Consider the following 14,938-nt stretch of genomic DNA (forward strand, 5'->3'; position numbering starts at 1 on the left):
TTGATGACCAAGCCTATGAGTATTTTGAACATCCTATTATTAATGGCACTGGTGTCCTGGGCTGCCAATACTCAGGCCAGAGACCAACCGTCAGGTGAGGAAACGAAAGTAACTCTGGACCAGACTCTCGAATGGCGGATGCAAAACGGGCAGGGCCATAGCTATAGAATCCTGGTGAGCAAGCCGGAGGGTGAGTTGCCCTATACCGGGGGGTATCCGGTAATTTATGTGCTTGACGCCAATGCCTATTTCGCCTCGCTGCACGAAGCCAAACGGGCGCAGAAACAATACCGACAGGCCATTATTGTCGGTATTGCCTACCTGGGGGATGACCCTCACAATTTTCTGCGCCGGGCCTATGACTTCTCGCCGCCAGTGAGCGAAGAAGCGAACTCGCCACCTCAGGGCGGCCAGGACGTACTGTTGGACTTTCTTGAGCAGCAGGTTATGCCCGCAGTGGCAGAAAGATTCCCGGTAAACGAAAGTCAGCAGAGCCTGTATGGCCACTCTTTTGGCGGGATGTTTGCCATTTACACTTTGTTCACTCGGCCAGAACTCTTTAACCACGTGGTCGCCGCCAGCCCCAGCCTGTGGTGGAATGACCGCTATCTGCTTAAACATGAACGCGAGTTTCGCCAGCGGGTTGAAGTGGGAGGGGTGGATGTTACACACCGCAGCCTGTCTCTGATTGTGGCTGACGGTGACAGCCTGCAGAACCAACAGGACGCAGCACAGCTCTTTGAGCGCCTGTCGGGTTTGTCCGGTTATGGGCTGCGCAGCAGCTACCACATAGTGGACCACGAGGACCATATGTCAGTCCCGTTCAGCATTGAAAACCGGGTTCTGGCGCAATTGGTTAAAACACGGAATGAATAATCAAAGCTTGCCACATGAAGTACAGTTGAAAAGTGCAGGGGTTTTTACAGGATTGTCTTACAAGGCTCCGCCCCGCATCCGTGCAACCGCTTCATAAGGGAGCCATATATTGTTTATCTAATCTGTAAGTTTTGCTTATATGCTTTCGGCATTGTAATTACTGCTCAGACAGAGAATTACGGGAAGTAGAAACGAAAACGATATCATTTTGCCTCAGACACTGTCGGCCACAATAAGTACGATAAGTGGCACGGTGAATAATAAAACTGAGAGAATCGCCAGCAGGAAAAGTGGTCGCCAGCTTTCCCCGAGCAAGCTGGAAAACTGGATCTTTGCCCCTAATCCGACCATCGCGGTTACCAGGCAAATTTGTGAAAATGCTTCAGCAATAAGCTTAATCTGAGACCCAATAAGGCCAAGTGCATTAAGAGCAACGACTGCAGCAAATGCATAGAGAAAGCCGGGTAGCCTATTGTCATGAGTGCTTTGATTTCTCATACAAAGGGCTATCAAAGCGATAACGGGAGCCAACGCAGCAACGCGAAGCATTTTCGTATAAATGGCAACGTCGCCGACAGCGTCTGAAACTGCATATCCAGCACCGGCTACCTGCGCTACATCGTGTATGGAAATGCCGATCAGTATTCCGGCACTTTGAGCGTCTATATCCAATAACTCGACAAGAAACGGGTAGGCGACCATCGCAACGGCTCCAATTCCGGTTACGCTGGCTGCTATGTATGGAAGGACGCGGGATGTGCCGCCTCGGGCGCTCAAAACAGCTGCTACAGCCATCGCTGCGGATGCACCGCAGATTGCGACCGCAGCGCCACCAATTAACCAACACTCAGTAGGCAGCCGCAACCAGCGCCCGATCATCCATGCCATCAGGATTGTGAGTGGTACGGTCAGTGCCACAAGAAGCACGGGGCCCCAGCCAAGAGCCAATACCTGGTCCGGCTCCAGGCGCACCCCAAGCAACACTACGCCTAGTTTCAGGACGCTCTGCCGGCTGAATTCAACACCGCTATAGAAGGGATGTTCACGCGCGGGACCGCCCACAACATATCCAAGGAAAAGGGCCAGAATAAGGGAAGGAACACCCCAGAAGGGGGAGGAAAAAACGGTAGCCAACCCGAGAGCCATACAGAGACCAAATCCAGGAATTACTGATAGCTGTGAACTGAACGCTGCATGGAGTCGGGAACCCACGTGGTGATCCTTAAAAAGTGATTTGGAATCAGGGTGTAGCAGGTTTTATGCCACCTCCGGGCTGTGGTGGACCTTGTTGTCGCAGCTTGCCTGGCCAGCTTGCAGAAGGGGCGATTGCTGGCTCGCTTAATGCATGAGTCTTCCCGGTTTCATCAATGTACTGGAAGACTCTATGCCCGTTACGCTTCGTCAGCTCGAGATATTTTCATCTGTGGTCAAGTGTGGAAGCTTCAGCGAAGCTGCGAAAGAACTCAAGCTTTCGCAGCCGGCCGTAAGTATGTCCGTTTCGCAACTCGAAAACATTCTGGGAGAGCGTGTATTTGACCGGGTGGATCGTAACCTGTTGCTCAATGATCGAGGCAGGGCAATACTGCCTCTTGCCGTGGAGCTTTGTTCCCGTGCGGATGAAATAGCGGCGGGTCCTAATACTAGCCCGGCGCAATATGTTGGTTCGATTAAGGTGGGTGCGAGCTCAACGATCGGGAACTATCTGCTGCCGGTTATCTTGGGAGGGTTCACAAGACAATACTCCAGGGCCGGTGTATGCCTGAATTCAAGCAACACAGAACAGGCACTTCAGGATCTGTCTTCCTTTAAAATTGACATTGCCTTTATTGAAGGAATCAGCTTTTCGCCAGAGCTTCAGGCGCTACCTTGGCGACAAGATAAGTTGGTAATCGTTGCGCATCCGAATCATCCACTTGCAAAGCGCCCCCCGAGGAGCTTGCATGATCTGCTCGACAAACCTGACTGGATACTGCGCGAAAGAGGGTCGGGTACCCGTACTATATTTGAGAATGCCTTGAGCGACCATTATCACAAGCTACAGGTTTATCTTGAACTGGGGCACACGGAGGCTATCAAGTCCGCGGTGGCGAGTGGGATGGGGATAAGCTGCCTTTCAATCATAGCCGTAAAATCAATGCTTGATCACGGCGATCTGGTCGAAGTGAATGTGCCTTTTTTGGATTTAACGCGGAGGCTTTATATTGTCATTCATAAAGATAAATACCGCAGCCGGCTCATGAACGCATTTTTGCGTTACTGTGAAGATTGGGATAGCCAGATAATATAGATGCATTGACGACGTTGATTTTCATATCCAGCCCTTTACGTTGCCTCATCAGGGCTGGCCTACACTGACGTGAAATCAGGCATCCAGGAACTCCCGCGCGAGATAGAGCGCTAATAATGAGCGGGCTTCTGTGATCTGTATGTCTGTGTTGCCGGACAACAGGGCATCAATATTGCACTTGATAGCTTGCAGCGGCTCGGGTTCATCGCCATCCAGTTGAGCATCGTAAAGAAGTTCCGCCAGCACAACCTGAACCCGGAAACCCAGAACGGAAGACGCTACACTGAGATCACTCAGGAGCCTGAGTTTTCTGGCTCCTGATCCTATCTCCTCTTTCAATTCCCGGTTAGCAGTTTCTTCCGGGGACTCTCCGGGCTCCCTCATGCCCTGAGGCAGCCCGATTTCATAGCGTTCGCTACCGACAGCATATTCTTTTACCAGATACACGCATCTGTCTGGCAGAACTGGTACCACAATCACTGCGCCGGGCCAGTGGCCAGCGGGAATGCGTTCAAGGACAGCTTCTGCTCCGTTGCTGTAGCGTACCTTGACAGTTTCGATACTGAAAAGCTGTGACTGCGCCGCTAACTCAACACTGAGAATTTGCGGGCTGCCAGGCTCCTTGTGACGTTTCAAAAACTATCCCCTGCTAAGCGGCGTTCAATCGAGCAGTCCGAAAAGCGGGAGTCTAGTTGCAGGTAGTCAACCAGGTCTCGAATTGCGAGAGTCGTCAGGCCGAATTCTTTTGCAAGTCTTTTCAGGTCATGCTGACTAGCCATGCCTCCTTCGCGGTTCATGATTTCGCAAATTACGGCACCGGGCCTCAGGCCGGCGAGTTGTGTTAGTTCAACGGATGCTTCGGTATGCCCGGAGCGCTCCATAACACCGCCACTTTTAGCACTGAGCACCGGTAAGTGGCCGGGGGCAATGAGAGCTCCGGCTTTGCTTGTTGGGTCCAGCGCAACACGAACGGCTTCAGCCCGGTCAGGGGCAGAGATTCCGGTCGTGATTCCTTCGCGGGCATCAACAGGCATGCAAAACGGTGTGGAGTGAGCCGTCTGGTTTGCCTCCGGGGGTACCAACAATGAAAGCCCAAGTTCCTGCACGCGGGACTCAGGGAGCGAAAGACAAATTAGCCCGCGTCCGTGAACTGCCATGAAATTAATGGCTTCCGGGGTGGCATGCTCAGCTGCCACACATAGGTCTCCCTCGTTCTCTCTATCCTCGTCATCTGTAAGAATAATGATGTTACCGGCTGCGAGCTCTGATAACGCGCTTCTCAACTTAACCGACGGAGTATTTGGCATAGTGCCCCCTTGTACTATTCTGGCAAGGCTGGGGGCGAACATCAGATGCCGAATGGTTGTCGATATCCCCCAGTCTCATGCTGCCCCCCTGGCGGCCATGCGCGGAGAGGCATCAGGAACTTCCAGGCCGGCATAGCTGCCTTTCCAGTACAGCAATGGCTGTACTTCGATATCCACAGAGGCATGCTCGATCTGTACGATGTAGATGGTGTGGTCGCCTGCCTCGTACGACTGTGAAATGACCGCCTCCATAACGGCGGCACATTCATTGAAAACCAATGCACCTCCCGGGCAGCGGCTGGTATCCAGGTCGTCAAAACGATTTCTGTCAGGGGTTTTCCAGGCATAACGATTGGAAATCGTTTGCTGGGTCTGGGATAGAAGGCTCACACCAATCCGGCCGGCTTTAGCAACCAGCTGGTCGGTATCGCTGCCGCGCTTGATACACACCAGAGCCAAAGGAGGCTCGGCAGATACTGAAGTAAATGAGGTGGCGGTCATGGCATGCAGCTGACCATCGCTTTCGGCAGTTATCACTGCAACCCCTGAGGCCAGCTGCCTCATGGTTTCGCAGAAAAGTTCGTTACTGATCATGGCTGTTTCCTCAGTTGGACAAGAGGTTTTCGCGAAGTGTGGAACCGCTGTACTCGGTCCGGTAGCGACCACGTTTCTGAAGTTCCGGGACAACCATATCGACGAACTCTTCAAAACAGCCCGGCGTATAGGTGGCTGCCAGCATGAAACCGTCGGCACCGCCGTCGTCCATGAACTCTTCCATCCGATCGGCGATGTCTGCAGGCGTGCCTACAAGTATCGGCATACCCATACCCTGGGCGTAATAGAGTGCAGCCTCCCGTACCGTGACGGGAGCACCTCCCTTGGCGTAAATAATGGATTCGAAAAGCCCCTGAATGCCGGGTATCTCGATATTCTGGACATGTTCGTCCAGGTCGTAGGTAGAAAAGTCAGGACCAAAGTGCCCGGCCATCCAGGCCAGTGCACCTTCGAGAGGAATACAGGCTTTAATGCGCTCATATTTCGCCTGAGCTTCTTCGCGGGTCTCCGCAACGACCGTCTGCAGCCCGTAAATCAGCTTCACGCTGCCAGGTTCACGCCCGGTTTCTGCCAGACGACTGTTCACATCATCGGCATACTCGCGCATGCGCTCGATATTGGGGTGAACGGCAAAGATGGCTTCCGCATGGCGGGCGGCAAAGTCACGACCCGTGGCCGATGAGCCCGCCTGCCAGAGAACCGGCCTGCCCTGGGGTGAACGACAGACAAAAGACCGCCCCTTCGACTTGAAAAACTCTCCATCAAAATCGATTTCCCTTACCTTGCTGGGATCCACATAAACACCGCTCTCCTTGTCCGCAACGATGGCATCCTCGTCCCAGGAGTCCCAGAGTTCGTAGCAGAGGCTGAGATACTCTTCCATGCGCTCGTAACGGCGAGAGCGATCGGTCATTGGTTCGCCATAAGCATCCCATTCACATTTGGAATAGGAACTTACGACATTCCATGCCACCCGGCCGCTGGAAAGGTGGTCAAGACTCGAAAGGCGACGAACCATTGAATAGGGGTGTTCGAAAGCTGTGGAGAGTGTAACGCCCACACCAAGGTGTTCGGTGGCACCGGTTACGATAGGGACTATGGTGGAGGGCTCGTGAGTAGGACACTGCACTGCGTATTTCACAGTAGCGTCTGAACTCTGTTCATAGTTGTTGTAGGGGGCAAGTTCATCGGCAATGAACATCGCATCGAACAGGCCCCGTTCCATGGTGCGTCCCATGTGCTGCCAGTATTCCGGCTTGCGCCAGTCCCAGTTGACCTTATCCAGGGAATGCCGCCACATGCCTGTTGCGTGACTGTTAACACCATGTTGTACAAAACCGAGTAAGTGTGCTTTTTTCTTGGACATCCTGTTGCCTCCAAAGGCATTTGTACTTGAGTTCTCTAAGCCGTACAGCGAATCTGAAACGGCTGCATTATGTGTTGAGCAAACTGATGACTACCTTTGAGCATGTCTTCAAACTGACACATCAGAACATCTACACCAGCGTCTTTAAGTTCGCTTACGCGCCTGGCGATGGTTTCCGGAGACCCTATGAGGCCAATATCGAAACCACAGTTGGAATCGAGCATTTTTTCCCTGGTCAGCCCTTCCCAGGAGCTTGCCCCTGATTCATCCATGGCAGTGCGCAGATCGTGAATCAGAGCGTCATCCCGTTGAACCTGTAACTTCTGATATCGGGCTTTCGCCAGAGCGTCTGTCTCTGCCATGAGTACAAATGCACTGACTGCGATTTTCAGTGGGGCGGAACCCGGGGCTTCCAGCTCCCGGATTCCTGAAATGGTTTCCCTGAGTTCAGCAACCGGCATGCTGTTCAGAAAGAGTGTCTCTCCGTATCTCCGGGCGAGGGCCAGACCATCCTCGGACTGACCGCTGACCCAGATCGGTGGAGCTGGATTGAGTGGGGTGACCTGCGGCGGTGTTTCTGTGCTGAAAAACTCACCTTCAGAGGTGGTATTTTCCAGCCCCCAGAAACGCTGAAGACCCTCGCAATACTCATTCGCACGGCGATAGCGGCCGGCATGATCAAGATAGTCCACTCCGGCCTGTCTGAACTCTTCAGGCCACCATCCACAGACAATGTTTACTGAGCATCGGCCATGACTCATCCGTTGAAGGCTTCGGGCCATCTGGGCCGCCAGCAGAGGCGAACAGAAACCGGGTTTGCTGGCGACAACCAACCCGATCCTCTGTGTCACCGTTGCCAGCCCTGCGACAAACATCCATGGGTCGGCAACCTCGGCATCCATACCGTAGACGCAGTTCAGCAGGTTCTCTGAGCCGTACAGGTAGTCGTATCCGTCGCTCTCAGCCTGCACCGCAAGCTGACTGCACTGCTCAAAGTCGGGTAATGGGCGATGGTTGCGTAATCGCAGCCAACCACCGTATACCGGAAGCCATAGACCGAACTTCATGCTTTGTCCCTCAGGCCTTGGAATCAACGAAGAAAGCTACTCCGTTCATCGTTGCAGTAACTATGGCGAGCAGGGGGCCGGCATAGATCATCTCCGGCACAACCCCCACCAGACCGATAATGGCGCTGGCAACAATGACCGCAGCCAGTATTGCTATGCCGTAGTTACTGTCTTTTTCTTCAGGTATTGGGCTGTCTGCCTGAGACCGGTGGTCAGCCACGGCCCCGGTCACACCCTTGATGTAACCGGTTACGAAGATGACTGTAGCAATCAGGCACAGGAACAGGGTTGCATAGAACAGGAACGACATAGCTATTTCCTCAATTGGCTTGTATCAGTTTTCAACTGTCTTTCAGGCGCGGCCGGGAACTGCAACAGGCTCTGCGTTGTGATCAAGGTCTGTAATCAGCTCTTCGAGTTCATCCATGTCGAAATTCACTGGCTTGAGTATGGCGCCAAGAACCACGGTGATACCGCTGATCGCGAGGATAGAAAGCGTACCGACCAGTTCGCCGTACATGCTTCTGATGGGCATGCCGATCAGGATGGCCAGAATGACACCGGCAACAAATCCGAGGGTGTTGGTGCGGGGCCAGAGAATAGCCAGCACCAGTGGAATGAGAATTGAGGTTTTCAGTGCATAGGTGGTCAGAACCAGTGAGGTGAAATCGACCCCGGAGAGAACAATCAGCGCCGCCACGCTGCCACCGATGAACATCGATGCCTTGGTTATGTAGAACAGTGTCTGCTCAGTGGTTTTTGGGGCAAAGCGTTTGACGATATCAATAGCAACAACCGATGACAGAGCTGCGCTGGCGCCGTCAATTGTGGAATAGCAGGCTGCGAGAATAACCAGGGTATAGGCGATGATAAGGGTCATCGGAAGGCCGATATGGGACACGATATAAGGACCTATCGCGACAATATCGCCACCAATCTCTGTGGCGGTCAGGCCGTAACCAATACCTACCAGTCCAAGCATGCCCAGGCAGATGGGAATCGGATAAAAGAGCGCACCAGCCCACATGAAGGTCCGGGATACCTGATCCTTGCGAACCGACCATACTTTCTGCCAGAAAGTCTGATCAGCAACTACCGATGCCAGCAGGCCGAAGGCCAGGGTGATACCGAATCCGGCAGCCGCCGCAGAGTCCAGAATCGACAGGTTCATCTCATCAGCCTCACCTACGGCAGCAAAGACTGTGTCGACACCACCGGGAATCAGGTCAAATACAGCCACTATGACCAGAGCTGCAGGAACGGTGATCATCCATGTATTGATTGTCCCCGTCATAACGGCAGTCCAGAGCCCGCCAAAGAATGAATAGGCCATCACGACGCAGACGGTGACGACTGTTGCGACTCTCCAGTCAATTGAGAACACGGTAGACATCACAACAGAGGTGCCTTTGAGATTAATCAGTATCTCAAGCAGGATTCCGAAGATCATGGTCACGGTGACGACACTGGCCGCAGCCTGCGAGCGCCCAAACCGGTTATAGGCGAACTGGCTGATGGTATAGCCTTCTGGCATCCGCTTCCGGAGAATGCGAGCCAGGGGAATCATTGCCATAAGAGCAAGACCATTCGGGACAACAAACCAGAACAGACCCGAGAGCCCCCACTGGAAAGTCATGGCTGAACTCATCATGACAGCCATGGCCCAGGTCCAGACGGAAATCACCGAGCCAACCCCAAAACCCAGACCGATTCTGCGGTTCGAAGAGATAAAATCGTGGGTGTTTCGGATCAGGGTTCGCTTGATCAGATAAGCGAGAGCCAGAAAAACCAGGCCCAGGCCAATCATAAGTGCAAAGCCAAGGCCCGGTGTGAGCCCTTCGGTTAGTTGGAGCGCCGACTTGTCCATATAGAGGTTCCTCAAGTTGGATTCTGTTTACGCCGGGAGGCGCTATAGGAGTGTCAGCAACTGCTGTGCCAATATAAAAGTTGTTTAAAAACAAAAGGATGCGAGGTTTGCAAAAAAGGCGCCCGCCCTTCTTCCGTGCGATTGCATCATAAAGGAGCCATTGAATACTTATCGGATGTATAAGTATTTTTTATGGATACTTGGCTGGGCAGGAACTGAAAAGGTTACTTTGGCGGACTCAGTGAGCTCCGCAAGAAAAGCTTGATATGCACTATTTCCTTGATAAATTCTCGAACCGCTCAATCAAGAAAGTGTCACTTCCCACGAAGGGTGTTGCTGGATAGAACAAGTGGATTTAGATTTCGGAGTTTGGGGCCTGAGTTGTCGAGACTGAGATGGTTTTCCAACACCCAAGCCCGCGCTTTTTATGTAACCACGCGAAGTCATTTTGGGGCGCTTCGCCGTCGCCACATCTCGACAGGCACTGATTTGGTGCGGTTGGTGCAATAAAAGCCTTTGGTTGCTTTGTTCGCTGATGGCACCCTTCTTGCGTTGAATCCTGCCCAACGAGTCAGATTTTATTCAGGGCTGGAGAATTATGCTGTTCTTGCTTCGAAACCTTTCAATGCGCGGCAAACTGTTGCTGCTTATTCTGCCCGCTCTCCTGGGTATCCTTTATTTTTCCATCTCCACGGTCAGTGAGCGCTACGTCAACCTGCAGAATACCCGGTCCCTGCAGACTCTGTTCAATCTGGTGCTGGAGGCTGATCCGCTGGTGGCAGACCTGCAAAGGGAGCGCGGGCTTTCTGAGCTTTATCTGTCGAGCGGTGGTAGCGACAGCCGGGTCATAGAGCGTCTGGAACTACAGCGCGAGGCTACTGATGTCCGCCTTGCCGAAGTGCAGTCATTTATCGATACCATGCCAGCGGAGGATCTGCAGATTGTAGCTGTTCAGCTGAAGAGGGTGGATGACTTGCTAGGCAAACTTGCGGGCCTTCGGAGACATTTCATGGACGACAGTGACCTTCTCATTGACACTGTCCGGGCCAGCTATACCGATAGCATCAAAGGGTTGATGGATCTACTTCCGCCAATTTTACAGCGGGCCGGTGAGCCGCATTTGACTCGCCAGTTGAGTGCTTTTCTGGCGATGACGGAAGCAACAGAGTGGGGCGGGCAGGAGATGGAAGCTGGCGCTCAAGTGCTGAAGAAAGGTGACACCACGCTGGCTCTTGCCTCCAGGGTCAGTCGTGCGGCGGGCCGCCAGGATGCGCTGCTTACTCAAGCTGGTGAAACCCTGGGTAATGGCTTCCATGATGCGCTTCAGGCCATGCGGGAATCAGAGCCGGTGGTTGCATTCAATGCGCTGCGGGACAGGTTGATCGGTAGTAAATACGGTTTTTTGGGTATGGCTAATATCGACTGGTTCGACAGTGCCAGCCAGTCAATTGAAGCGATTGGTCAGCTTAAGAGTGTGGTCAGCCAGGACATGGCTGCGGGAACACAGACAGTGCTTGATGAGGCAACAGTTGACCTGTGGGAAGCGGCCATTGTCGGAGTGGTGGTTATACTCGCCGTGATTCTTCTGGCGGTGATGATCATCCGTGGAGTGAGCGGACAGGTTAATCAGTTACTGGGGGATTTTCGCCAGATAATGGATGAGAAAAATCTGGGGATTCGCACCCGTGTCAGTTCAAAAGATGAGATGGGGCTGATTGGCTCCGCCCTGAACAGTCTGATGGAGAGCTTTGCCAGTGCGTTGACCCAGATTGATCAGACCAGTGTGCAACTGGCGTCCGCCACTGAACAGACCCGGGCAACCGCTGGGCAAAACGCGGATCAGGTGAGTCAGCAGCAGCAACTGGTGGAACAGGTTGCCGCTGCAGCGGAAGAAATGACCAGCACCTCCGAGGATATTTCCCGCAACACTCAGGATGTAGCAGAAGCCGCAGCCAGCGCCTCGGGAAAGAGCGAAACCGGGCGTCAGGTGGTACAGACCAGCGTGGGACATATCCGGAGCCTGGCGGGCTCGATTGAGCAGGTCAGTGGTCAGGTGACGCGCCTGCAGGAAAGCAGTGCATCTATTACCCGGGTGACTGATGTGATTCGCAGTGTTGCCGACCAGACCAATCTGCTGGCCCTGAATGCCGCCATTGAAGCTGCCCGCGCCGGAGAACATGGCCGGGGTTTTTCTGTGGTGGCAGAGGAAGTGCGTAATCTGGCCCGGCAGACACACCAGTCTACGGTTGAAATCGAATCCATTATTGCCGGCCTGCAGACGATCACTGATGATGTCCATGGGGCGGTAACCGAAAGCCATGAACTGGCTAACCGCAGTGCTGATGAGGCCGCGACTCTGGAAGGAACTCTCGCCGAAGTACTCCGGGATGTGGATCGTATCTCTGGTATGGCTACCCAGATAGCGGCAGCGGCAGAAGAGCAGGTGTCTGTAACCCGGGATATTTCCCGCAACATGGTGACTGTGCGTGACACGTCATTACAGACGCTTTCAGGATCTCAGGAGATTTCTCAGGTTACTGTGAGCCAGGCGCAACTGGCTAACGAGCTCCAGGCTCTGGCTCAAGGTTTCCGGGTGTAGCGCTTAGTCCAGCGGTAACGACAGGCTTTCCTTCAGCTCTTCCATCACGATGTAGCTTTTCGAATTCTTGACTCCGGGGAGTGTGAGCAGCATGTCTCCGAGTAACGCCCTGTATTCGGAAATCCCTCTGATCCGTGCCTTGATCAGATAGTCGGAATCTCCGGACACCAGATGGCATTCCAGAATATAGGGTAGCGTTTCCACGGCGTCACTGAATTTCTTGAAGGAATCCGGTGACTGGTACGAAAGGGAAATCTCCACGAATACCAGCATGTTGTACCCGAGTAGTTCGGGATTCAGCCGGGCATGATAGCCCTCAATATAGCCTTCTTTTTCCAGCCGCCGTACCCGTTCAATGCAGGGTGTTGAGCTAAGGCCCACCTTGTCGGCGAGATCCACATAGCTGATCCGTCCATCCTTTTGCAGGGTTCTGAGGATACTGATGTCCAGTTTGTCGAGAGGGCGCTTTCTGTTATCCGGCATGGCAAATTTTTCCACTAACCTGAATAGAATATATAGGTTTTTACCCTGCAAAAATAAAAAAATCAAAACTTTCCTCTGGCTATTTGATAATAAACTGGGGATATCAAATTAATCGCTACCACCGTCATTGAGGGGCTGTTTATGAAAGTTCTGGTATTGGGCAGCGGCGTCATCGGGGTGACTACCGCATGGTATCTGGCCAAGGCGGGCAATGAAGTTACCGTGGTTGACCGCCTGGACACTCCGGCTACCGAAACCAGCTACGCCAACGCCGGCATGCTTTCGTTCGACTATTCCACGCCCTGGGGCGCACCTGGTGTGCCGGTCAAGGCCGTCAAGTGGATGATGCAGGACATTTCACCCCTCTATTTCAACGTCCGGGATTTCGATGCCAGAACCATTGGCTGGATGATGAAAATGCTGGCCCAGTGCACACCCCAGGCATTCGATGTAAACAAGGAGCGTATGCTGCGGGTGGCCCGTTATAGCGCCGAATGTTTCCGGGAACTGAACAGCGAGCTGACTCTGGATTACGACGTGCGCATGAAAGGCACCCTGGAAGTTTTCCGCAGTCAGAAAGAGCTGGATGGCGCAGCCCACGATGTGGCGATCCTGCAGCGCTGCAATGTGCCCCATGAAATGGTGGATGTGGAAACCTGCATCAGGCACGAACCGGCCCTGGCCAATGTGAAGGAAAAAATCGTCGGTGGTCTGTACCTGCCGGGTGACGGCACAGGTGACTGCTACAAGTTCACCAAAGGGCTGGCGGAAGAGTGCAAGAAACTGGGTGTGAGGTTTATGATGGAGACTGAAATCCAGTCCATTGAAACCAGCAAGGGCAAGGTCACCTCACTGAAAACCACTGCCGGTGAGCTCAAGGCTGACAAGTATGTGGTGGCACTGGGCAGCTATGCACCCCACTTGCTGGGCAAAATCGGTATCGATCTGCCGATCTACCCGCTCAAGGGTTACTCCCTGACCATGCCGATCCTTGACGAGAGCAAGGCGCCTGTATCTACCGTTATGGATCAGAAATACAAGGTTGCCGTGACCCGTTTTGATGACCGGATACGGGTCGGCGGTATTGCCGAAATCGCCAACTTCAACAAGGAACTGAATCCGAAGCGCCGGGGCGCCATTGAATTCTCCGTCAAGGATCTGTTCCCGGGCGCCGGGGATGTGGATGGCGCCGAATTCTGGACCGGCCTGCGTCCCATGACGCCGGACAGTGTGCCCATTCTGGGTGAAACCAGGTACGACAACCTGATCCTCAACAGTGGTCACGGCACCCTGGGCTGGACCATGTCCCTGGGTACCTCGAAATACGTCGCAGACATTGTTAACGGCAGGAAACCGGACATCAGTCCGGAGGGTCTGTCTGTTGCCAGATACCACTGAGGCAGAACCATGGCCAGAGCAGCAACTGTAACCATAGACCTGAACGCCATTGCCCATAACTACCGGGTCGCAAAATCCCAGGCGCCGGAGCAGAAAGCTCTGGCGGTGATCAAAGCCAATGCCTATGGCCATGGTGCCGTTGATGTGGCGAAGAAACTGGAACCGGAAGCGGATGGTTTCGCCGTCGCCTGCATTGAGGAGGCGGTGGAGCTTCGTGAGGGGGGCATCCGCAAACCCATCGTTCTGCTTGAGGGTTTCTTCACTGTTGATGAGCTGGATTATATCTGCCGTCACGATATCTGGACCGCAGTGCACAATGACTTTCAGCTGGACGCCATTGCGGCGGCGGACCTGGCCAGGCCAGTGAATGTCTGGCTCAAACTGGATACCGGCATGCACCGCCTGGGCTTCAGCCCGGAAGAGTACAGGGCTGCCTACTGGCGCATCGAGGCCATGCCTCAGGTCAACAGCGTTACCATGTTGAGTCACTTTACCTCTGCGGATGACATGGATAGCCCGGTGACCCGGCATCAGATGGAAATCTACGACAGCGTCAGCCGGGAATGTCCGTCGACCATGAGCTTTGCCAATTCTGCGGCTACCATGAAGCATTCAGGCGCCCACCATGACTGGCAGCGCCCGGGTATTATTCTGTACGGTTCCTCTCCTTTTGAAGGGGAGGGGGATGTGCAGGCGCAGCTGAAACCAGTCATGACACTGACCTCGGAAGTGATTGCTGTGCATGATCTGCAGCCAGGTGATGCCATCGGCTATAACGGCACCTGGGTTTGTGACAAGCCGACCCGTGTGGGAACCGTGGCCATGGGTTATGCCGACGGCTATCCCCGTCAGGCCCGGAACGGCACGCCTGTGCTGGTGAACGGCCAGCGTACCCGCATTATCGGCCGGGTATCCATGGATATGCTGACGGTGGACCTGACCGGTATCGATGCCGACCGGGGCTCTCCTGTGGAGTTCTGGGGAGAAAATCTGCTGGCAAACGAAGTGGCACCCTGGTGCGACACTATCTCCTATACCTTGTTCACCGGCATTACCCGCAGGGTACACCGCAAGGTAAAAGGCTGGGTGCCGGATTAGCGATTACCAGCTCACTCTGAAATAGTTTCAATACT

The 14,938-nt window shown here is 53.7% G+C and carries 14 protein-coding genes; 5 read left to right on the forward strand and 9 right to left on the reverse strand.

Annotated elements, in window-relative coordinates; all coding sequences use genetic code 11:
* The first annotated feature begins 3 nt into the window (after positions 1 to 3).
* Complete coding sequence (locus CPA50_RS02645; RefSeq protein ID WP_202971732.1) at positions 4 to 876, forward strand: alpha/beta hydrolase; 873 nt, start codon at positions 4 to 6, stop codon at positions 874 to 876.
* Between the two features lie 213 nt (positions 877 to 1,089).
* Here CPA50_RS02645 and CPA50_RS02650 read toward each other — a convergent pair whose 3' ends face one another.
* Positions 1,090 to 2,088: a YeiH family protein gene (locus tag CPA50_RS02650; protein ID WP_143750717.1), complete on the reverse strand. Its 999-nt coding sequence runs from the start codon at positions 2,086 to 2,088 to the stop codon at positions 1,090 to 1,092.
* Between the two features lie 172 nt (positions 2,089 to 2,260).
* Between CPA50_RS02650 and CPA50_RS02655 the strand changes: the two genes are divergently transcribed.
* Positions 2,261 to 3,163 carry a LysR family transcriptional regulator gene (locus CPA50_RS02655; RefSeq protein ID WP_179397140.1) on the forward strand — a complete coding sequence of 301 codons (903 nt, stop codon included), beginning with the start codon at positions 2,261 to 2,263 and terminating at the stop codon, positions 3,161 to 3,163.
* A gap of 75 nt (positions 3,164 to 3,238) precedes the next feature.
* Here the strand turns inward: CPA50_RS02655 and nudE are convergent, their stop codons facing one another.
* The 7 genes from nudE to CPA50_RS02690 form a co-directional block, all read right to left on the reverse strand.
* Positions 3,239 to 3,799 carry an ADP compounds hydrolase NudE gene (nudE, locus tag CPA50_RS02660; RefSeq protein WP_096780920.1) on the reverse strand — a complete coding sequence of 187 codons (561 nt, stop codon included), beginning with the start codon at positions 3,797 to 3,799 and terminating at the stop codon, positions 3,239 to 3,241.
* Positions 3,796 to 4,470 carry a 3,4-dihydroxy-2-butanone-4-phosphate synthase gene (ribB, locus tag CPA50_RS02665; protein ID WP_179397141.1) on the reverse strand — a complete coding sequence of 225 codons (675 nt, stop codon included), beginning with the start codon at positions 4,468 to 4,470 and terminating at the stop codon, positions 3,796 to 3,798. Before ribB ends, nudE begins: the two co-directional genes overlap by 4 nt.
* A 75-nt stretch (positions 4,471 to 4,545) precedes the next feature.
* Complete coding sequence (locus tag CPA50_RS02670) at positions 4,546 to 5,064, reverse strand: flavin reductase family protein (protein ID WP_096780922.1); 519 nt, start codon at positions 5,062 to 5,064, stop codon at positions 4,546 to 4,548.
* A 10-nt stretch (positions 5,065 to 5,074) separates the two neighbouring features.
* Positions 5,075 to 6,391: an LLM class flavin-dependent oxidoreductase gene (locus CPA50_RS02675; protein ID WP_096780923.1), complete on the reverse strand. Its 1,317-nt coding sequence runs from the start codon at positions 6,389 to 6,391 to the stop codon at positions 5,075 to 5,077.
* 35 nt (positions 6,392 to 6,426) lie between these two features.
* Positions 6,427 to 7,458: an LLM class flavin-dependent oxidoreductase gene (locus CPA50_RS02680; RefSeq protein ID WP_096780924.1), complete on the reverse strand. Its 1,032-nt coding sequence runs from the start codon at positions 7,456 to 7,458 to the stop codon at positions 6,427 to 6,429.
* A gap of 10 nt (positions 7,459 to 7,468) precedes the next feature.
* Complete coding sequence (locus tag CPA50_RS02685; protein ID WP_096780925.1) at positions 7,469 to 7,768, reverse strand: hypothetical protein; 300 nt, start codon at positions 7,766 to 7,768, stop codon at positions 7,469 to 7,471.
* Between the two features lie 42 nt (positions 7,769 to 7,810).
* Positions 7,811 to 9,325: a sodium:solute symporter family transporter gene (locus tag CPA50_RS02690; protein WP_096780926.1), complete on the reverse strand. Its 1,515-nt coding sequence runs from the start codon at positions 9,323 to 9,325 to the stop codon at positions 7,811 to 7,813.
* 598 nt (positions 9,326 to 9,923) lie between these two features.
* On the opposite strand from CPA50_RS02690, the gene CPA50_RS02695 reads away from it, so the two are divergent.
* Positions 9,924 to 11,924, forward strand: coding sequence for a methyl-accepting chemotaxis protein (locus CPA50_RS02695; RefSeq protein ID WP_096780927.1), 2,001 nt, complete (start codon positions 9,924 to 9,926; stop codon positions 11,922 to 11,924).
* A 3-nt stretch (positions 11,925 to 11,927) separates the two neighbouring features.
* Here CPA50_RS02695 and CPA50_RS02700 read toward each other — a convergent pair whose 3' ends face one another.
* On the reverse strand, positions 11,928 to 12,407 hold the full coding sequence (locus CPA50_RS02700) for a winged helix-turn-helix transcriptional regulator (protein ID WP_096782303.1): 480 nt from the start codon (positions 12,405 to 12,407) through the stop codon (positions 11,928 to 11,930).
* 141 nt (positions 12,408 to 12,548) lie between these two features.
* Here CPA50_RS02700 and CPA50_RS02705 point away from each other — a divergent pair, with 141 nt between their 5' ends.
* Together CPA50_RS02705 and alr are read left to right on the forward strand one after the other, a co-directional pair.
* Positions 12,549 to 13,805 (forward strand): D-amino acid dehydrogenase, encoded by a 1,257-nt coding sequence (locus CPA50_RS02705; protein ID WP_096780928.1) that lies wholly within the window; start codon positions 12,549 to 12,551, stop codon positions 13,803 to 13,805.
* Positions 13,806 to 13,814: 9 nt separating this feature from the next.
* Positions 13,815 to 14,903: an alanine racemase gene (gene alr / locus CPA50_RS02710; RefSeq protein ID WP_096780929.1), complete on the forward strand. Its 1,089-nt coding sequence runs from the start codon at positions 13,815 to 13,817 to the stop codon at positions 14,901 to 14,903.
* Positions 14,904 to 14,938 lie beyond the last annotated feature (35 nt).

Source organism: Marinobacter sp. ANT_B65 (genome assembly GCF_002407605.1).
Taxonomy (GTDB): Bacteria; Pseudomonadota; Gammaproteobacteria; order Pseudomonadales; family Oleiphilaceae; genus Marinobacter.

Bases quoted from the DNA above. Each gene is read 5' to 3' on its own strand.
- CPA50_RS02645 (WP_202971732.1), top strand. From the start codon at position 4: ATGACCAAGCCTATGAGTATTTTGAACATCCTATTATTAATGGCACTG.
- CPA50_RS02655 (WP_179397140.1), top strand. From the start codon at position 2,261: ATGCCCGTTACGCTTCGTCAGCTCGAGATATTTTCATCTGTGGTCAAG.
- ribB (WP_179397141.1), bottom strand. From the start codon at position 4,470: ATGCCAAATACTCCGTCGGTTAAGTTGAGAAGCGCGTTATCAGAGCTC.
- CPA50_RS02670 (WP_096780922.1), bottom strand. From the start codon at position 5,064: ATGATCAGTAACGAACTTTTCTGCGAAACCATGAGGCAGCTGGCCTCA.
- CPA50_RS02675 (WP_096780923.1), bottom strand. From the start codon at position 6,391: ATGTCCAAGAAAAAAGCACACTTACTCGGTTTTGTACAACATGGTGTT.
- CPA50_RS02680 (WP_096780924.1), bottom strand. From the start codon at position 7,458: ATGAAGTTCGGTCTATGGCTTCCGGTATACGGTGGTTGGCTGCGATTA.
- CPA50_RS02685 (WP_096780925.1), bottom strand. From the start codon at position 7,768: ATGTCGTTCCTGTTCTATGCAACCCTGTTCCTGTGCCTGATTGCTACA.
- CPA50_RS02690 (WP_096780926.1), bottom strand. From the start codon at position 9,325: ATGGACAAGTCGGCGCTCCAACTAACCGAAGGGCTCACACCGGGCCTT.
- CPA50_RS02695 (WP_096780927.1), top strand. From the start codon at position 9,924: ATGCTGTTCTTGCTTCGAAACCTTTCAATGCGCGGCAAACTGTTGCTG.
- CPA50_RS02700 (WP_096782303.1), bottom strand. From the start codon at position 12,407: ATGCCGGATAACAGAAAGCGCCCTCTCGACAAACTGGACATCAGTATC.
- CPA50_RS02705 (WP_096780928.1), top strand. From the start codon at position 12,549: ATGAAAGTTCTGGTATTGGGCAGCGGCGTCATCGGGGTGACTACCGCA.
- alr (WP_096780929.1), top strand. From the start codon at position 13,815: ATGGCCAGAGCAGCAACTGTAACCATAGACCTGAACGCCATTGCCCAT.